The organism is Tianxiuia mixotrophica, assembly GCF_050596425.1.
GTDB lineage: Bacteria > Bacillota > Clostridia > Peptostreptococcales > Acidaminobacteraceae.
In genome coordinates, this window is record NZ_CP192292.1 from 3513299 (window position 1) to 3533517 (window position 20219).

Genomic DNA, 20219 nt, shown 5'->3' on the forward strand with positions numbered 1-20219 from the left:
GCCATTCTATTTCTAAACGAAATTCGTGTCCTGTAGAAAAATATATTAATATCATCACAAAAAAGCTTATAAAACCACCTAAGCCTTTCCCAGCGGTTTTATAAACTTTCCTGCTACTTGAGCCCCAAACACCGTCTTCGTGATGATATGCTTAAGCGACGCCTTGTCCCCTAATATATGCCTATAACATTTTCAGGTGCACTGGGTCTGCACTGGTAATGACCACCGAAAGTTAATCGATCTATGTGCTGTTCTCACGAAGAGACACTTGTCCTTCACTATAATGAATTTTGTTTTTTCCACTCATCTTTGCTTCATACAATTTCTCATCGGCTTCATTTATAAGACAGGAAGCGTCTGTAGTATCTTGACTTTGTCCATTAAAAGTGACACCACCACCGCTTATGGTTACTTTTAAAGAGTCTTCAGAAAACCTTAAAGCTTCAATTGCTTTTCGAATATCATGACCTATCTCTTTAGCCTCTAGTAAAGTGACATCAGGAAGAACCACTAAGAACTCTTCACCACCGTATCGACCGACTATCCCACGCTCATTAAGCGTTTGTTCCATGCAACGGGCCAATTCAAACAAGACCTCATCTCCAACTTGGTGGCCATAAGTGTCATTCACGTGTTTGAAATTATCAATATCAAGAAGTAGAAGAGAAAATACCCCCTGACTGACCACAGCCTGACTCGCATGGTCTTCTACTAGACCGACAATGTGCTTATGGTTATAAACCTTCGTTAAACCATCGGTAATAGCGGCGATGGCAAGGTCTTCATTGGCCTTCTCTAGTTCTTTACGGAGCATATAGTTTCTACAGTGAGCTTTGACTCGAGCCATAAACACACTGGCATCAAAGGGCTTCATAATAAAATCATCTGCTCCAGAGTTTAAAATATTAGACACTGTTTTATAATTAGAAACAGAAGACATGAGCATGATCACACTGTTTCTAGATTTTTGACGCAGTTTCAAAAGCACTTCCTCCCCCGACATACCTGGAAGGACTAAGTCAAGAATATATATAGAATACCTCTGATTTGATTCAAAAAGATCTTCTGCATTTTCATAGGTGTCCACATTTCGCACACCATGGAGTTCAAAAATATTTTTCACCATGACTGTGGTTAAAAGACTGTCATCTAATACTGCAATGGACATTTCTTTTATTCTCTGCAACACCTCATCTTGCGACTGAAATGTTTCAATATATGTCCTCAGCTTGGAGTCTGTTTTCGTGTCTTTGACTATATAGTCCACAACACCCATGTCAAATAGCTTTTCACGAATATCCATATTATCTGTTGATGTGAGAACTATAACAGGCACATCTTTATGGCTGGATGCCATTAGATCATCCATCAAAGTGTCACTTGTTGAATCTGCCAATTCGAGTCCCGTGACAATAAAATCCACATCCACATTATCAAGAATATGAAATGCATCCTTATAGCTATTTGAACAGTAATAATCATGCCCAAGTTTTTCAACAACATCGTGGATCATCTCTCGTATTAACTTGCTTCTTTCTATATGAAGAATATTCAAAAGAAAACCTCCAGTTATTCTATATACACTCTTTCACCGAGTTCAACTTCATTTATCATGATGCTTATGTTCCAATTTTTCTTCTTCCTTCGATTTTGCACGAATCATTCTAAGCTGACTTTTAAATTTATGTGACTGCATTTCCGGAAAAGATTTTATAAATCGATTACGAGACAATTTTCCTGTTAATTTATGAAAATGGTTATACAAGTCATGGATATTGGTTTTAAATGGGCGCTTTAGTCTTTTTTCTAAGTCTAGGCGCTTGTTTAGAAAGTCCCGCATGGCTCCATTAGGGAAAAACTCATTTTTTTGAAGTGACACCTTCTGATGATTTAAGCGGTTCTTAATGCCACTCAAGTCTTCTCCTAATTTTCCAAACTCTTCCTTGAACTTATCTTTTGAGGCATGAACCCCTATGTTCAGTTTGTTGATTTCAGCCCTAAACTTTGTGACTGGCTCTTCCAGCTCCTGAATTCTGTTTTCAAGCTCTGTAAGCAGCTTTTCTTTAGCCTGTCGGTAGTCCTTCATAACTTTTTCAAGTTCGTACAGCAAGTTCCTAAAGTCGATTAATGCCTTGACGGTGAAAGCTATATCCACTAGAAACATAAAGGTCATCCCCACCACAAGAAGAAGGCCTACCTGTAAAGGAACCTTATTGACAGTCATTATAACCAAAGGGTGTAGGGTCTTTAATACAAGCATGCCAATAAGCCCCCACAGCAGAGAAAATTTAAGGCAAATATACCCCTTATAATTGAAAGGATTGGAACTGTAGTCCCACCACTTTGTCATAAATAAAACCTCAAGACTTCTACCTGTAATAAGTTCTAACCCTGTTGTGACAAAGACAACCAAAGTAAAATCTAGGATATGGTTGGTCATCCCCAAGACACTTTCAATCCCCGTCACCAAAGACACAATAAGCAAGATGCCAAATCCATATATAGGACATAGAGGGGCCTTTAAAAAACCTCTATTAATTAATTCCCCTCTTTTAAAATATGTGTAAATCACTTCAAGACACCACCCTAAAAATGAATAGATGAAAAAATATAAAAGCATACTGTATACGGTCATGTCCACCAACCCCCGGTAAAAATATATTCTTGATACATTCATACCATTTTTTAAGTAAAACATTTAGAAAAATAAGCATTTAAGCATTCAATCTTTCAATCCATGACATTGTATTATTTCAACAGGTCCAGTGTCATACACAAAAATTAATACAGTCACATCCCACTTGTGTTTCATGTTATCACAAGGTCGTCAACTGCCAGTTTGGCTTTATAAATGATTATTGAAATTCTCCTCATCCATAGGGTATATGTACCACATCAATATAAAAGGAGGACGTGCATGGGAAAGCAAGCCAACAGCAACCATAAAGAAATCACACAGGATATACTCTCTCATCCTGAGTTTTTAAAGTTAAAAACACTCCGACACCACAAACAGGACATCTATCACCATGTCTACCAGGTTTCTGTACTATCATACAAGCTTGCAAAAACACTTAGACTAGATTATAAATCAGCCGCTCGCGGTGGTCTTCTCCATGACTTTTTTATATATGACTGGCGCAAAGATGGCCAAATACGAAAGAAAAAACTCTTTGAAAAGCATGGGTTCACCCACTCTAAACAGGCGCTCAAAAATGCCCGTATGTATTTCACACTTAACAAGATAGAAGAGGACATTATCATAAAGCACATGTTCCCCCTCACCCCTCAACCCCCAAGATATGCGGAGAGCTGGCTTGTTTCACTTGTTGATAAGTACGTCACTGTTTCGGAATACTTGGTGTCTGTTTTTAAGAAGAGAACTGATCCAAAATAAATGATATCTAATCCGCTCACAGCCTGACCCTTCAACATAAAACCACTATCAAATAAACTGATTCATATCTATTTTTGCCATTTGACACTGAAAATTTTCATTTCACATTGTAATTCATTTAAAAACAAAGTATTATGTTTCCTGTATGACTATATAGGAGACATTTTTTATGACTAAATTTAAAACAAATTATATGATATTCGCCACATTTTTCTCAATGCTTATTATGGCGATTACAGACAGCACCAAGGGCATTTTAATTCCTTCTTTTAAAGATATTTTCAGCGTGTCCGACACCACAATTGGTACATTCTTACTGCTCGGATCCCTTTCTTACGTGGCATCTACCTATCTTGGTAGTATTCTTTGCTCAAAACTGGGCCAAAAATCAATTATAATGCTTGGAATGACCATCGCTGGTACGGCTTTTTTAATAACATCCTTTTCAAAATCATTCACACATATCATGGTGGGATACGTAGTTATAACCATTGGTATAGCCTTTATAGCTATTGGTCTTAACACCCTCATTCCACTCGTAAAAGTCACTTATCTTGGGCTTTTAATGAATCTACTCCACTTCTTCTACGGGGCTGGTTCAACAATCACCCAGCGTGTGACAGGCTATTTGGTTTTTGAAGGTATATCATGGCGTTACATCTTCATTGCATATTTTGGACTTTATCTCTTAAGCTTTATTGTTTATGCCTTTGTCCAGACGCCAGAAGACCAGTCAACACATAGCGGCAAAAGCAAAGGTCCCATTGACAACAAGGTCATGCTTGTGCTGTTTTGCGCATCACTGGGCTTTTATGTGGCCGCAGAAATTCAAACAGCCAACTGGCTTCTCAATTATTTAAAAGAAGTTTTATTAATTAACATAAATGAAGGCTCATTCTATGTGGCATTCTTCTTTGGTATATTCTCAGTGGGCCGCCTCCTTGGAGGTCTTGTTGTGGAACGCTTCGGCTATTTAAAATCCGTTATTATATCATTGAGTATGGCCCTGGGTCTATACACAGCTGGTCTTATACTTGGTGGAAAGGCTCTGATCCTTGTGTCCGTTTCTGGCCTCTTTTTTGCAATCACCTTCCCGACGATGTTACTAGTGATTCAGAAGACTTTTTCGGAAAATGCAACTCAAATTGCTGGGATCGCTACAATGTCAGCCTCTCTGACATCAATGATCGTCGGCTTTTTCATGGGTGTGCTCAACGATATAATCGGCCCAGCCACAACAATTTATATGATCCCGCTTTCTCTTTTAATTTCTCTTGGACTCGCGGTGGTCATCAATGTTAAAATAAAATCTGGAACGTCTATAACGCAGTCTGAAACCATATCACTAGAATCATAAAATCCATTAAGACCTTTAAATTAAGAAATCTTAAAACACTTATAATATAACAAACATCCAACTGGATATAGAAAGGATTGAACAAAATGCGAATTGGTATAATTGGTGCCATGCAAGAAGAGGTAGAAGTTCTAAAGAATGAGATGAATGTGGAAAAGAAAAAAAACTAAAGCCCAGATGGAGTTCCTTTCAGGAGAGCTTTTAGGAAAAGACATTGTGATCGTAACAAGTGGCATTGGTAAAGTAAACGCAGCAGTGTGCACACAAATTCTAGTCAATGACTTTGATGTGGATTGTGTCATAAACGTTGGTATTGCAGGTGGACTCCACAAGGACATTTATCCTGGTGATATTGTCGTTGCTGAAAACCTTGTTCAACATGACATGGACACAACATTTTTTGGAGACACACTCGGTCAGATTCCAAGACTTGAAACCTTTGATTTCAAATGTGATGACAAGCTTGTGCATCTAGCAAAATCATCTTGCGAGAAGGTTTCTTCAATCAACACATTTAGCGGTCGTATTGTCTCTGGAGACCAGTTTATTTCCAAGTCTGAAAAGCTTCAAGAACTCCATGCCAACTTTGATGCATTTGCATGCGAAATGGAAGGGGCCAGCATTGGACAAGTTTGCTATTTGAACAAGCTGCCATTTGTTGTTATTCGTTCAATTTCTGACAACGCGATAAATGGCTCGCACATGGACTATTCCACATTCTCGGAAATGGCCATTAAAAACTCTGTTTACATCTTAAAAGACATGCTTCAAGCCATGTAAAACTGTGAACATCTGATATATGAACACCCAATGTCGCCAGTCTATGATTGGCGGCTTTTATTTTTGTCTCCTTCTCATGGCATCCTCTCACAAATATTTCAATTTATATTATCTTTATTTTTTATCAATAGGGGTATATGAAATATACATGATCCTTTGGAGGTGTCTTATGAAAAGATCATTTCAAAGAAAATTCATAATAACAAACACACTACTCATGGTCTTATTTGTTGCTAGCATCACATTCCTATTTATCTATGATCAAACGCAGGCTCTCAGTAAGATAACAATCGCCCACTCAATGGCAGCCAACGAGCTCTTTGCCCAGCGCATAGGTAAAAATATATCCCAACATATCAACCAGTTAAAATACATAGCCAGTGGCTCGAATCAAGAGACCACCAAGACAAGTTCTATCCTTAAAGACCTCAAAGATATGCAAAAAAACGCCGGCACTGAATTTATTGATATATTTTATGCAGACCATCATATGAATTATCAAGCCCTCAGTGGAAACAGCGGTGTTATCAATGACAGAGACTTTATTCAACAATTAAGCCATGGTCATTTAGACCATATCATCAGCCAGCCCCTTCTTGAACAGTATGACAACATGCCTGCTGTTCTAATTGTCGTGCCAATAAAAAATACTCAAAAGGAAGTCACAGGCTTGTTGGGAGGGCTTGTGAGTCTTGACACCCTGGCTGGAGATTTTAAGTCAATTAAACACTCTGGTAATAGTTACGGTTGGCTCATTGACGGTGAAGGTCTTGTACTTGGTCATCCCAACTCAAAATATCCATTAAAAATAATGATTCAAGACACAGATGACGCCGGCTACCCTGGACTGAGTGCCATCGGTAGAGAGATGCTACAAAGCGACTTTGGATATGGTGAATACCACGACACCCTTTTGGATGTGCAAAAAATTGTAACCTATGTAAAAATCCCTTATACCAACAACTGGAAACTGGCTATAACCACATTTAAAAGCGACATTTACGCCCCTCTACATGCTGTCATTTATAGAGCTCTTATCTTCAGCTTGATTGCCCTTGTTCTATTCAACTTTATCATCACAAAGGCAGCCAAGCACAACTTGCAGCCCCTAGACAAGCTTGTAAACGTCATGGACTTAGCCTCTCGTCTTGAGTTTCGAACAGTTCAAGCCCAAACCGATGATGACATCGTAAAAAATGTCTATAAGGCCTACAATGAAATGATTGAAAAAATAAAGAAATACACCCTCCAGCTTGAAAAGACCCTGGATGAACGAACAGAAGAACTTAAAACAATAAGTGGCCATCTCAATGAGAGAACCAAACGCATTCTGGTGGATAGTGACGCACTTGATGGGGACACAAGCCGTGACCCACTCACAAGGCTACTTAAGCCTGGGCAGATATTAAATGAAATAGAAAGTTCTATTCGTGATGTGCGCATGAATCTCTCCCCTTATTTCTCAGTGACACTTATTGAACTTAGCAACTATGGTTTCTGCTACGAGGCCTACGGCACAAAGTCTGGTGATGAGATGGTTAAAGCCTTTGCAAGTCATCTTAAAAGAACTTTTAGGAGCACAGATATCATAGGCCGATATAGCGAAAACCAATTTGTTGTCATTCTGACAAACACATCAGAAAAAAATGCTTCTTTTGCACTTCACAACTTGAATGTTTCCCTTAAAGAGACGGGACCCTATATTGACCAGCTTGTGGAATCTTGTCCTGAAAGTCTATCCATTGCAATTGGTTTGGCATCATTTTCACCTGGAGATGATCGGAACAGCAATGACTTGATTCATGAAGCTCAAACAAATCTTAATGAAATGAAGCAAATAAAAAAATCACGAGATGCTCACTAGCATTTCGTGATTCTTTCTTTTCACTATACAGGTCTCCATAAATTATAGTCAAAAAATCAGGTCTAAGACCGAAATATTTTCTTCAAAGACGCCCTCAAATAATTCCCCTTCTTGGCCACAGACACATTCAACCACGGTATCACTAGAAAAAAAACTCCGAACAACTGAAATATAGGATTTCCAGATAAAAACATTGCACCTGCCAATACCGCATTAAGCGCCACCAGTCCATATAAGAGCTTCAGTTTGCTGCTTATTGGGTGGACATCCCCCTCCAGAAAAACCCCCTCTGAGCGCTTAATGACTTGGCCTTCAAACTGTGAAAAGGCAGCGCCTCTAGCCCGACTGGTCAAATTGAAATGACCCTGCTTGTCTATCTTTCCCTTGAGCGTGTTCAAGGCGAGCACTCCCCCCTTGTCTTTTTCAAGACGGTTCTTAACAAGAGATACACCCTCATCGACTGTCTCAGCATTTATCTTAAGTTCAAATGTTGACATATGGTCTCCTTTCATGCTCTTGAAACACAGAGACTGTGTATTTACTCTAATCATACCACTCTAGAGGGGACATCAATAAAAAGTTTGAAGTCAATTATCCAGCTATATTTACATGAGCGACTTGCAAAATATCATTCAATCCCCCTTGCTATACCATATATAGATATTTAAGAATCAAAAATTCTATATACGGTATAGCAAGGGTATAGATCTGTAATTTTGTAAGCGCCTGACATATAAAAAGCCCCTTTCGCATGATCTATAATCATCACCGAAAGAAGCTTTTTGAATATTATCGCCTAGACATTATATAAATGCAAGTCTATCACTATTTCTAGCGATTTTTAACATACATTCAGCACTTGGATGAAAACCAGGTTTTAAACTTCTTCCCAGTTGTGGTAGATGTTCTGTACATCGTCGTTCTCTTCCATCAAGTCAATCAGTCTAGTCATGTACTTAATGTCCTCTTCATCTGTTAGCTGTGTCATCGTCTGAGGCAGGTAACGCAGTTCTGCCATAGAAAACTCGTAACCCTCTGATGACAGGGCATCACGAACGGCTGCAAAGTCTTCAATAGCTGTGTAAATTTCAAAGTGGTTTTCTTCCACTTGGAAGTCTTCAGCACCCGCTTCAATGACAGCCATTTCAATTTCTTCCTCATCCATGCCTTCAGCCTTGTCTATAACAAGAACACCCTTGTGGTCAAACATAAAGCTCACGCAACCGTTTGTGCCTAGATTGCCCTTGCCTTTTGCGAAATAACTTCTCACGTCAGCGGCAGTTCTGTTTGTGTTATCAGTTAGGCACTCAACAAGCACTGCCACACCACCTGGTCCGTATCCTTCATAAGTGAGCTCTGTAAAAACGGCACCTTCTAGTTCGCCAGCACCTTTTTTAATAGCACGGTCAATATTATCATTCGGCATATTAGCCGCTTTCGCTTTTTCAATAGCAGTTTTTAGCGCTGCATTATATTCAGGATCAGACCCGCCTTCACGTGCGGCCACCATAATATAACGCCCAATTTTTGTAAACACCTTGCCTTTTTTAGCATCTTGTTTACCTTTTCTGTTTATGATCGTTCCAATACGACCCATAACTTTCAACTCCTTAATCTATATAGCTTTAATATCCAGTGAGACTGTGCCTTCAACTGAACACTCTCTTTAAAACGCCTAATCATTTTATCATACTTTTTACTTCTCAAAAAGATAGGGAAAATTTATGCGATTTGATCCACCACATTGCGCACCCATTTTTTTGAATAGAATCTATAAGCACCGAGAAATGTCTTAATCACTTCTTCCATCATAAGGGCCGCAACCACAATATAGGCCGGCCATTTAAAAAACATAGCCCCAGCAAAGGCCAGCGGCACACCGATGCCCCAAACACAAAGTGTTTCAATAATCATGGCAAACATTGTGTCCCCGCCCCCTCTCAAAATCCCAACAATGAGTAAGAGGTTGAGCATCTTGGGGAAATTGTAAAAGGCAACTATGCGCATCATGTAAACCGCATCACGCTGGACATTTGGTGGAACATTGAAAAGCGTTGCCACATTTTCTGCACTAATAAAAATTAAAACACTGGTAAACAGGCAGGTCACCAGAGTTAAGTTTATAAACTTCTGACCGTAAGACATGGCCAAATGCTCTTCACCAGCCCCAATTCTATTGCCTATAACCACTTGACAGGCATTCCCTAGACCAATAAAGGCCACTTCAAAAAACCTATACACCGCCATCATAACTTGGAAAGATGCCACTGCATCAGAATTGATTTTTGCCATAGCCATGGTATACATAACCGTTCCAAGAGCCCATATGCCTTCATTTATGAGTACAGGCATGGCTGTTTTAAATATTTTTTTGACAAAAGCTTTTCTAAAACTGGTCAGCTCTGAAATTTTAGCAGCGAGAACATTGTCGGTTTTATAGATGAAAAAGAGGAGCATAAGCATCTCAAACACACGGGCTATAAGGGTGGCAATTGCAGCGCCCTTTGCCCCCATAGCCGGGAGTCCAAAAAGACCAAATATTAATATCCAGTTGCCAACCGTATTGACAACAATTGAAACTGAACTCACAACCATGGGTAGCCTTGCCTGTTCTACCCCTCTTGAAGCCACAGAATAGGTCAGGGTTATGGCTGTGAAGATGTAACTGACAGATACTATACGCAAATAATCTGCACCAATCCTAACAACATTTGTTTCTTTTAAGAAAAGTTCCAGCACTTGCACGGGAAAGAGGAAGCTGACTAAGAAAAAAAAACATACTGACAATAAGACCACCCGTTAAACCTACTCCAATTGTTTTTCGAATGTTTTTTACATCCTTTTTTCCCCAAAACTGTGCAATATAAACGGATACACCGCTGTTAATGCCAAAAGCCAAAAGGATCATCAAAAAGAACACCTGGTTGGCCAGGCCCACAGCCGCTAGAGCATCTTTACTCACCCGTCCGATCATGATTGTATCAATTAAGTTCAAAGCTGTTTGTATAAGATGTTGAAGCGCAACTGGTATGCCAACAGCAAGAAGGGCCCTTTTGAAAGGATCATCCTTGTTCCCTTTAAAAAATGTTTTTATCATAAAACCACCACCGATTTTTCATTATTTCGCCACACGATCTATTATACAACTCAGTCTCAATAAAAACCATCATTTTCCTTGCACTAGAAATAATTTGATCCACCAGCCCAAGTCATCGCTTTATGCCCTGTCAAGCTGATCCTGGATTCACTCTCAAATTGCAGAGCCACTTTGTCCCCATAAAAAATCCCCGAGCACATGATTTCAATAAAACCACATCTCGAGGATAAATTTTTTACATTTCAGTTTTTTGCTTTAATCCCTTTATGCTTTTATAACCTTTATGGTTTGTAAATTTACGTCATCCATATCTGTTAACATGGTTTCTTCAGCAATTAAAAACTCCAAATAATTAATCACTTCATCTGTAATCAGTTCCCCAGGTGTGACCACAGGAATTCCTGGTGGATAAGCCATGACAGACTCTCCACTAATTCTTCCTGAGGCCGCCTTTAAGTCCACAACTTCTTTTTTAGCATAGAAGGCATCCCTTGGAGAAATGGAAAGCTCCAGCTCGTGAGGCTTACGAGCCACTTGCTTAACTTTCTTTTCAAAATAGTGCTTGGCAGATATATCCTTTAAGGCTGATACCAAAGCCCCTAAACTCTTATCACAATCTCCAAGACTCACAATGGCTAGAATATTGCCCGTGTCTCCAAGCTCCATCTGTATACCGTATTCATCCCTTAAAATATCATAGACCCGAAAACCAGTCAGACCCAGTCCAGACACATTGACCACAAGTTTGGTTTCATCAAATGCATGAGTGCCTGCCTTGTCTTCAAGTTCTCTGCCAAACGCATAAAAACCAGGAATCTGGTTGATGTCATTCCTTGCTTTTCGGCAGTGACCAAGAACACTTTCAAGCATTTGTTCTCCTCGTGTTGCTAAATTTTTTCGCGCAACATCAAGACTGGCCATAAGTAGATAAGATGCACTCGTGGTCTGATTCAAGTTAATGATTTTTCTTATATACTTATCACTGACCCTATGACCCTTCATTAATAGTGCCGACGACTGCGTCAAAGATCCACCTGTCTTATGAAGGCTTACTGCAGCCATATCAGCTCCTGCCTCCATAGCACTCATAGGCAAATCCCTGTGAAAATGCAAATGGGCTCCGTGGGCTTCATCCACTAAAACGGCCATGCCTTTACTATGGGCATACTTGACGATTTCTTTTAAATCTGATGCAGAGCCGTAGTACGTTGGATTGATTAGAAAGACTGCTTTAGCATCTGGATTATGAAAAATTGCTTTTTTTATAGATTCTACTTCCACACCAAGGGCAATACCATAAGCTTCATGGAATTCTGGCTGCACATATATAGGCCTTGCACCAGACATAATAAGACCATTGGTTGCGGATTTGTGCGCATTTCGAGGCAGTATAAGTTTGTCCCCTGGGCTGCAAAGGCTCATAATCATAGCTTGCACCCCTGCACTGGTTCCATTAACCAAGAAAAAGGCTTTGTCGGCATTATACATATCCGCCAAGAGTGCTTCTGATTCAGCAATGACCCCTGTGGGATTGCCCAGATTGTCAAGACACTTCATAGAGTTAACGTCCACTTGCATGACTGTGTCTCCAAGAAATTTCCTAAGTTCAGGCACGCCTTTTCCATGCTTGTGTCCAGGCACATCGAAAGGGATGACCCCCTCTTTATGATATCCCTTTATGGCATCGAGCAGCGGGGTTCTTGTTTGTGGCATCTTAACGCCCCCTTAAAATTGCAAAAGTCAGTTCCCTAAGCACCTTGCAAGCTACAGCCGTAGACACACCTGAAGCGTCATAATGTGGTGAAAGCTCTACAATATCTGCACCCACAATGTTAAGGCCACTCACTTGTACTATTATCTCCATCATTTCATGGAACGTCAGACCCCCGGGCTCAGGTGTCCCTGTGCCTGAAAAGACTGATGGATCAAGCACGTCTAAATCAATGGTGATGTAGACAGGTCGATCAGATAAACTTGAAACAAGGCTTGCCAGGGTGGAATAGCTAAACTTTTCCATAACTGTATGGGCCTTTGCAAACTCAAACTCATCTCGTGTCCCCGATCTGATTCCAAACTGATAAATTTTTTCATCACCAACAATATCCCAAATACGTCTTATGACTGTTGCATGGGAGAAGGCTTCGTCCATGTAATCACTGCGTAAATCTGCATGGGCGTCAAAATGTAGTATTGCAAGATCATCGTACTTTTCGGCCACAGCCTTCATAGGTCCATAAGACACTAAGTGCTCCCCACCAATCATAAGGGGGATTTTATTATCATCAAGGATTTTTTTAGTCGTATCATAAATCATGTCAAGGGCACGTTCCTTAGAGCCAAAAGGCAAGTCTAAATCGCCTCCGTCAAAAAGGGAATAAGCCTCTAAATCCATATCAAAATATGGACTGTAGGTTTCTAAACCTTCAAACTCCGCACGCATGGCAGCAGGCGCAAACCTTGTACCTGGACGATAGGAAACCGTCCCATCAAAAGGCGCTCCAAAAAGAACAAGTTCTGATGTTTCATACTCTGATTCAAATCCCATATAGGTCATAACATTTTTATTCACTACACGTCACTTCTTTCATCATTCTCTTAACGAAATTTGGAAGCATGAATGCCCCTCTATGAATATCTGTGTTGTAGTAGAGGGTTTCTAAACCAAGTTCATTCCACTGGTCGATCTTATCATTCTCAAGAGGATCAATGCCCTTTGACGCAAATCCAAACAACCAGTGTCCAGAAGGATACGTCGGAATATGAAATTGATATATCTTCGACACTGGAAATATCTTAGAGATTTTGCCGTATGCTCTCTTGAACTCACGAACATCGCGGGCATAATACGGGCTCTCGTTTTGGTTAACAAGAATCCCCTTGTCAGACAGGGCCTTATAGCAGTCTGTATAAAATTCTGTTGAGAATAGACCCTCTCCTGGTCCAATCGGATCTGTTGAATCCACTATAATTAAATCATAGACAGACACCTTGTCTTTGACAAAGGCCACACCGTCTTCATAGTAGAGCGTGACACGATCATCTTCTAGTTGACTGGCTGTTTGTGGCAGATAGGTCTTACAGACATCAACAACCATTTTATCAATTTCAACCATATCTATTTTTTCAATAGACTCATATCGTGTGAGTTCACGTACCGTACCACCATCACCACCACCAATCACCAAAACATTTTTGATGTCAGGATTTGATGCCATAGCAGGGTGGACAATCATATCATGATAAACAAACTCATCCTTTTGGTTGACCATCATGAGTCCATCTAGGGTGAAAAATGTGCCAAACTCCACTGATTCAAATACATCTATTTTTTGAAAGGGACTTTGTCCGCTAAATAATTGTTCCTTAACTTTTATACCAAATCGGACAGCGTCCGTGTGCTCTTCTGTATACCACAGTTCCATGAGTAAAACACCCCTTCTTTCTTACATTTTCCCGCTTCTTAACCAACCATTTCTTCATCCATAGGTTTAAAATGAATCGGTCCTTCAATGCCTGAGTATCTTCTGATTTTATCAGTCATACCGCGGGCAACTTCCATAGATTCAGAACGCTCGGACTTGAACATTTTTTCAAGATAGTCAAAGCCAACCCAAGGGTTGATCGTGTCACCACATGTGAATAGATCCACAGCAGCATATCCAAATTCTGGCCAAGTATGGATCGTTAAGTGAGATTCTGCAATAATAACGGCCCCAGAAACACCCCATGGATTAAAATGATGAAAACAACTCTCGACCACTGTGGCCTTGGCTTCTTTTGCCGCTTGAATCATATACTCTTCTACGAGCTTATGATCCTTTAATATATTTTCATCACAGTTGTAATACTCCACAAGAATATGTCGACCTAAAAACTCCATTTTCATAAGTTTTTGCCCCCTTCTTAAATCAGAAAATCCATTTTACATGCAATAGCGTTTTTTGTATGAAAAAGTATAGTATTACTATACTATATATTGCATTAAGCTAATCATTTTTAAAATCTTATCTAAACTGTTTTATAAGTTTATCAATACTAAATATACTCAGATTTTTAAAATTGTCAATAGGTTTGATTATTAAATATTATTACACTTTCTTACTATAAGCTAAATGCGTTCAAATTACACGTTTACGCAAATATTCATTTTGAACTTTTTTCATACGCATTATCAAATCTATTTAATTCATCACGCAGTCAAATGAAAAACCTCTCAACTTTTTTAAAATTATCTCATTAAGCATATTTTCTGCCGCATCACACAAACAAGTTTAGTATGATTAAATATTTTATTGAATTTACTGTTACTTTTGAGCCTATTATATATTATATTAAACTTTCAGATGACTTTATTGCTGTATAGTTCTGCTAAACCTATAAGTCACCATCTATCCTAGCCATATTGGCTGATGATTATAGAAAACCCAATAAAAAAACGCCTGCTATACAATCTAAGATGTATAATCAGACGTTTTAAACCATATATTAGCCTATACTTATTTTACTTTTATCTTAAGATCTTGGACTTCACGTCTTAGGCATCTGTTCGAAGTTCAATCAACTTGTCCTTCAAACTTTTTTCCAGTTGAGTAAGCTCCTGTTCAGAGCTTATTCTCCTTTGGCGCCCTTCTTTTTGTATCTGAATCGTCTCTTCTATGGTTGAAACCAAGTCGGCATTAACCTGTTTAAGGGTTTGAATATCTACGATACCCCGTTCCATTTCCTTTGCTGTGCCTATGGTATTGTTCTTAAGCATTTGTGCATTCTTTGCAAGCAAGTCATTGGTCGTATCTGTAACTTCCTTTTGTGCTGCCAAGGCCTTCTTCTGGCGCATCATCGTAATAGAAAGCACGATTTGATTTTTCCAAAGTGGAATTGTATTCAGTATAGAACTTTGTATTTTTTCAACCAGCACCTGATCATTGTTCTGAATCAGTCTGATTTGTGGCGCAGTTTGAATTGTAATCATTTTTGAAAGCTTTAAATCATGAACTTTTTTTTCAAAGCGGTTGGTCTTTTCTACAAAATCATTAAGATGCTGGGCATCTACAGGGTCTCCTGAGGCCTCTGCTTTTGATTTGAGCTCAGGTATAACATCATTGTGCAAGGCCCTAATTTTCATTTCGGCAGCAGCAATGTAGTGGTTGAGCTCATGAAGATAGTCTAGATTCTTAACATACAAATCATCCAGCAGGTGAATATCTTCAAGCATGTTGAGTCTGGCTTTTTCAAGTTCATTTATAATCCGTTCTATTTCCGAGCTTAGTGTTTGGTACCTTGTTGCAAACTTCTTTGTATCATCCACCATTTCTCCTATAATAGGAATTTTACTGAGAAAGCCCTTATCACTAGAAAGGGAATCCACATCAATCTTCTTAACATCCAACATGAGGTTGGAAAGAATATCTCCAACGTAGCCGCTATCCTTGGCACGGACCTTGTTTAAAACGTCATCAGCAAACTTGGATATCTGAGACTGTATTCCCACCCCGTATTCCAGCACATACTGGGAATCACTCACATCGATCTGACTCATAATTTCATTCACCTTGGCCATATCTTCCTGCGACATGTTTGATGTTTCAAACTTTTCTGTCAGTTCGGTATGCATTTTATCAACAACGACCGGTCCACTACCCATCACTTGATTTTCCATGACGAATCCCTCCATTAATTTAGCATTCTACTAAATTATAACACGAATATCCATATCATTCCTTTATTTACATGTATTTTTACCAAATCGTTTTATTTATAAGTTTTATCTTTAATGTGCATCTTCCTATTCCCTTGTCTACCCATATAAGACCAGATCATAGACGTCAAAACACAAAAATCCCGGACGCTGACGCCTTAAAGTCAGCTGATCCGGGATCAAAAATCAATTGTAATACTGCTTTGGGTTCATGAGGCGCAAGGTCTTTTATGCCTCAAATGCAGGTGGGGCTGGTGGCATGACACGCTTATGCTCTGTTCTCGCATGCATGCGCTCAATGATTGTTCTGTCTTCCTGTGAAACCGGCTTGCCTTCAATGTAATCATCAATGGCATCATAAGTCACGCCCATTTCATCTTCATCTGTTTGACCTTCCCACAAGCCGGCGCTTGGCTTTCTATCAATAACAGATTGAGGCACGCCTAGGTGCTTGGCCCACTCGAATACTTCCCGCTTTGTTAAGTGCGCCAAAGGGAGAATATCAACCCCACCATCACCGTATTTTGTGAAGTATCCTGTAAGGAGTTCTGCGGCATTATCCGTGCCCGCAACCAGATAGCCCATGTTATTGGCTATACCATATAAAGTCGTCATACGCAGTCTAGCTCTTAGGTTTGCATCCGTTAACTGGTGGTTGGTTGTATCCAGATCTTTCACAGCATTTTGAATGCTTGCAAGCAATGTCTCATGAGTGCTTGATAGATCAACTTCAACAAACTCAAGACCCGCTGCCACTGCCACGGCTTGACCATCTGCCTTGTCCTTTGCATGACTTTTGCATGGTAAAATAACACCCAGGCTGTTTTCTGGAAAGGCTCTTTTTATAAGGTTGGCTACCACAGATGAATCAATCCCTCCAGATAAGCCCACTAGAATTCCATTTGTTCCAGACACCTGAACCTGGTCTCTTAGCCAGTCCACAACATGATCAATTTTTTGGTCGATAGTTTTACTCATTTCGCACCTCTTTCAGCGATTTTTTATATGTTTGGCGCCTGCATCAATACTGAAGGACAAGGACTCCACCCTATACTTAAACCATTAGACAGTTCACTAATTTATCAAGCAAGGCACCTTTCATCCCATACTATTTTGCAAGACACTCATATGTAGCACATTTTAAACACGCATCGACAAATATCTCGATGCCTCTTATAAACCAAAACGCTTAAAGCTTTCTTGATCTAATGTATACAATATACTATTAAATCACCTTATATTCAATAATCCATCCTCACCTTCAAACACTGTCAAGCCTTAATCTAAGATCAAAGCATTGATAATTGAGCAACTTGCAAAATATCATTCAAGCGCCCTTACTCTACCATATATATAGATTTAAGAATCAAAAAAGAAAGGCGCCTTGCAAGCCACACATTATTCGTGTCACCTTAACAAGACGCCATTGCCTTTTTTACATTTTACTGACCGAGCTAAATCTTGTCAAGTTCAACAAGAACACAAGCGTGGTAAACAATTTCAACGCCAGCAGACTCTGCCTTTTCAATGATTTTCTCATCAAATGCACCTGGCTGGAACCAAACGTACTTAATGCCTAGGTCTATGGCTTCTTCCAGAGCCTTCATGGCACGTTCGGGTGAAACAACCACGTTAACACATTCAGGTTTTTCTGACATGGCGGATAGACTTTCAAAGGTTTTAACACCTTCAACATTATCGTATACTGGATTGATTGGTGTCACGTCATAGCCGTTTCTTTGAAGCTTTTTAAAAATCTTATTGCCAAACTTCGATGGGTTTTGTGTGGCACCAACAACCGCCCATGATTTCTTCTCAAACATATTAGCTATAGTTTTTTCCATGCTCATACAATCGCCTCCTAGACCCCTCCACGAGGGGGTTATAGTGTCATTTTACCCTAGAACATCATTCTGGTCAAACATATGCTACTCAAGTTCTATGGCTTTTCCGTCAAGAATGGTTAAGAAAATGTCTTCATATTCATTTATTTCAACTTTTCCATTTGTTAAATCAACTATTTTATTTTGGAAGTTGTGGATTTCATCTGGCTCAATGTAGACAATGGTATTGACCGAGTCCGTGTATAGAGTGTCCTTAATCAAGTAGGCCTCATTATTCATAAGGAAATTCTGAAATTTGCCATGCAAGGTATAGTCTAAATGTACATGAACCTCTTTATAGACCCTTTTCTCCACAACCCGTGCGGCTTCGACCGCGATTTTTGCCGCATGGGTGTATGCTCGTACAAGTCCACCGGTTCCAAGTTTAATCCCACCAAAATACCGTGTGACAACCACTGCAATGTTGGTTATACCTTCATTCTTAAGCATTGATAAAACTGGGACGCCCGCCGTGCCCGATGGCTCACCGTCATCACTATATCTTTGGACTTCAAACTTCTCTCCGACTAGGTACACAGGAACATTATGGGTGGCATCCTTGTGCTTTTTTTTTATTTTCTCAACAAAGGCCACCGCCTCTTCTTCAGTTTCCACAGGCATGGCATAGCCAATAAACTTGGATTTGTTGATAACATCTTCTGCTTCACCATATTCAAATATGGTTTTATATGAACCCAACTTCTTCACCTCAATTGTATGTCTAAACTATCTATGTCTACTCAATCACGTATTGTCTATACTTGTTGAAATCCTTCATTTTAAGCTCGACAGTTATTTGCGTCCCAGCTTCAACATACTCTGTTTCAATCACTGTACCAATTTCGCAAATGTTTGAATAAGCCGCACCGTCACTAAATGGTATTAGCATTTCCACCTTAACAATGTCACTGAAAACATGCTTATACACGCCGTCAATAAGTGTCTGTATACCTTCTCCTGTTTTAGCAGAAATATGAATCACATCATCCATTTTAGGAACTGAACTTCTATCATCCACCAAATCCACCTTGTTGTAAGCAATAATTTGAGGCTTATCACCAGCCCCCAGCTCATTAAGAACCTCATTGGTCACACTTATTTGAAGCTTGTAATGCTCCGTTGATGCATCCACAACATGAATGATAAGGTCAGCTTCCACAACCTCTTCAAGGGTCGCTTTAAATGCTTGAACCAAAGCATGAGGAAGCTTTGAAACAAAACCAACCGTGTCCACAAGAATGAAGGACTTATTATTTTCAAACTCTATACGTCGCGTGTAGGTATCAAGCGTTGCAAAGAGCATGTCCTTTGCAAAAACCATTTTCTCCTCAGCCGAGTCGTCACTCATGGAAAGCAGCTTATTCATAAGCGTTGACTTGCCTGCATTGGTATAGCCTACAACAGCCACAACAGGAATTTCATTTCGACTTCGCTGGGCTCTTTGGGTTTCACGTACTTTACCCGCTTCTTTAATTTGCTTGCGAATGTCAGTAATTTTTTCGTTGACACGGCGTCTGTCAATCTCAAGCTTTTGTTCCCCAGGCCCTCTTGTACCTATACCAGCGCCCGTTCTGGAAAGCTCCTGACCAAGTCCTTTGAGTCGCGGCAGTCTATACTGCAACTGGGCCAACTCAACTTGAAGTTTCGCCACCTTAGTCCGGGCTCTTCTTGCAAAAATATCAAGTATAAGGGCCGTGCGATCAACAACTGTTATCCCTGTCGCTTCTTCTAAGTTTCGAAGCTGGGCGCCTGTCAATTCATCATTGAATATAATTAGATTGGCTTCCATGTTTTCCGCCATCTCTTTGAGTTCAAGGACCTTGCCTCGACCTATTAGTGTGGCCGGATCTGGGGTTTGCTTGTTTTGAACCATCATCCCCAGTACCTCAGCCCCCGCTGCCATGGCGAGTTCCCTGAGTTCGTTCATAGATTCATCTATATCTATCTCTGTAAACCTGTCATTTCTATTAAATCCAACCAGCACAGCACGCTGTACCAAATCATCAATCATATCATTTTTCATTGTCATTTAGACCGTCTCCTTTCAAACTGCTAATAACATTGTTAGCGTGTCTAACCTATTTGTATTCTTCTAATTCTTACTTAATGATCATCTGCCTCACGCCTTTCTGGAGTATTGCGGTCA

18 protein-coding genes and 1 pseudogene are annotated in these 20219 nt (G+C 39.8%); 4 read left to right on the forward strand and 15 right to left on the reverse strand.

Translation table 11 applies throughout. The annotated features are described in order from the left end of the window. Positions 1–241 precede the first annotated feature (241 nt). A complete protein-coding gene (locus ACQ4KW_RS15525) occupies positions 242–1555 on the reverse strand; it encodes a diguanylate cyclase (protein WP_430883400.1) in 1314 nt (437 codons plus the stop codon). A gap of 48 nt (positions 1556–1603) precedes the next feature. After that, on the reverse strand, positions 1604–2572 hold the full coding sequence (locus tag ACQ4KW_RS15530) for a putative ABC transporter permease (RefSeq protein WP_430883401.1): 969 nt from the start codon (positions 2570–2572) through the stop codon (positions 1604–1606). 345 nt (positions 2573–2917) lie between these two features. Between ACQ4KW_RS15530 and ACQ4KW_RS15535 the strand changes: the two genes are divergently transcribed. The 4 genes and pseudogenes from ACQ4KW_RS15535 (at position 2918) to ACQ4KW_RS15550 (ending at position 7398) form a co-directional block, all read left to right on the forward strand. Further along, positions 2918–3397: a phosphohydrolase gene (locus ACQ4KW_RS15535; protein WP_430883402.1), complete on the forward strand. Its 480-nt coding sequence runs from the start codon at positions 2918–2920 to the stop codon at positions 3395–3397. A 169-nt stretch (positions 3398–3566) separates the two neighbouring features. Further along, positions 3567–4754, forward strand: a complete 1188-nt coding sequence (locus tag ACQ4KW_RS15540; protein ID WP_430883403.1) for an MFS transporter — start codon at positions 3567–3569, stop codon at positions 4752–4754. A gap of 86 nt (positions 4755–4840) precedes the next feature. Beyond that, positions 4841–5534 (forward strand): annotated as a pseudogene (locus ACQ4KW_RS15545) (5'-methylthioadenosine/adenosylhomocysteine nucleosidase). Between the two features lie 169 nt (positions 5535–5703). Beyond that, complete coding sequence (locus ACQ4KW_RS15550; RefSeq protein ID WP_430883404.1) at positions 5704–7398, forward strand: diguanylate cyclase domain-containing protein; 1695 nt, start codon at positions 5704–5706, stop codon at positions 7396–7398. A 62-nt stretch (positions 7399–7460) separates the two neighbouring features. Here ACQ4KW_RS15550 and ACQ4KW_RS15555 read toward each other — a convergent pair whose 3' ends face one another. The 13 genes from ACQ4KW_RS15555 to hflX form a co-directional block, all read right to left on the reverse strand. Beyond that, positions 7461–7895 (reverse strand): hypothetical protein, encoded by a 435-nt coding sequence (locus ACQ4KW_RS15555; RefSeq protein WP_430883405.1) that lies wholly within the window; start codon positions 7893–7895, stop codon positions 7461–7463. Between the two features lie 380 nt (positions 7896–8275). Then, positions 8276–8995, reverse strand: a complete 720-nt coding sequence (locus ACQ4KW_RS15560; protein WP_430883406.1) for a YebC/PmpR family DNA-binding transcriptional regulator — start codon at positions 8993–8995, stop codon at positions 8276–8278. 125 nt (positions 8996–9120) lie between these two features. Beyond that, the gene (locus tag ACQ4KW_RS15565) at positions 9121–10143 is read right to left on the reverse strand and encodes an MATE family efflux transporter (protein ID WP_430883407.1); all 1023 of its coding nucleotides are present in this window, start codon (positions 10141–10143) and stop codon (positions 9121–9123) included. Then, entirely contained in the window at positions 10100–10495 is a 396-nt protein-coding gene (locus ACQ4KW_RS15570; protein WP_430883408.1) for an MATE family efflux transporter, read from the reverse strand. The genes ACQ4KW_RS15565 and ACQ4KW_RS15570 overlap by 44 nt, the downstream gene beginning before the upstream one ends. Before the next feature lie 264 nt (positions 10496–10759). Further along, positions 10760–12208, reverse strand: a complete 1449-nt coding sequence (locus ACQ4KW_RS15575; protein ID WP_430883409.1) for an aminotransferase class I/II-fold pyridoxal phosphate-dependent enzyme — start codon at positions 12206–12208, stop codon at positions 10760–10762. 1 nt (position 12209) lies between these two features. Beyond that, positions 12210–13049 carry an agmatinase gene (gene speB / locus ACQ4KW_RS15580; protein WP_430886585.1) on the reverse strand — a complete coding sequence of 280 codons (840 nt, stop codon included), beginning with the start codon at positions 13047–13049 and terminating at the stop codon, positions 12210–12212. Positions 13050–13056: 7 nt separating this feature from the next. Then, positions 13057–13917, reverse strand: a complete 861-nt coding sequence (gene speE / locus ACQ4KW_RS15585) for a polyamine aminopropyltransferase (protein ID WP_430883410.1) — start codon at positions 13915–13917, stop codon at positions 13057–13059. Positions 13918–13955: 38 nt separating this feature from the next. Continuing rightward, entirely contained in the window at positions 13956–14375 is a 420-nt protein-coding gene (gene speD / locus ACQ4KW_RS15590; protein ID WP_430886586.1) for an adenosylmethionine decarboxylase, read from the reverse strand. Positions 14376–15029: 654 nt separating this feature from the next. After that, a complete protein-coding gene (locus ACQ4KW_RS15595) occupies positions 15030–16151 on the reverse strand; it encodes a toxic anion resistance protein (protein ID WP_430883411.1) in 1122 nt (373 codons plus the stop codon). A gap of 267 nt (positions 16152–16418) precedes the next feature. Beyond that, positions 16419–17168: an NAD(+) synthase gene (gene nadE / locus ACQ4KW_RS15600; protein WP_430883412.1), complete on the reverse strand. Its 750-nt coding sequence runs from the start codon at positions 17166–17168 to the stop codon at positions 16419–16421. 476 nt (positions 17169–17644) lie between these two features. Then, complete coding sequence (locus tag ACQ4KW_RS15605) at positions 17645–18040, reverse strand: CoA-binding protein (protein ID WP_430883413.1); 396 nt, start codon at positions 18038–18040, stop codon at positions 17645–17647. A gap of 78 nt (positions 18041–18118) precedes the next feature. Then, on the reverse strand, positions 18119–18772 hold the full coding sequence (locus ACQ4KW_RS15610) for a YigZ family protein (RefSeq protein ID WP_430883414.1): 654 nt from the start codon (positions 18770–18772) through the stop codon (positions 18119–18121). A gap of 37 nt (positions 18773–18809) precedes the next feature. Further along, positions 18810–20102 carry a GTPase HflX gene (gene hflX / locus ACQ4KW_RS15615; RefSeq protein ID WP_430883415.1) on the reverse strand — a complete coding sequence of 431 codons (1293 nt, stop codon included), beginning with the start codon at positions 20100–20102 and terminating at the stop codon, positions 18810–18812. Positions 20103–20219: the final 117 nt, after the last annotated feature.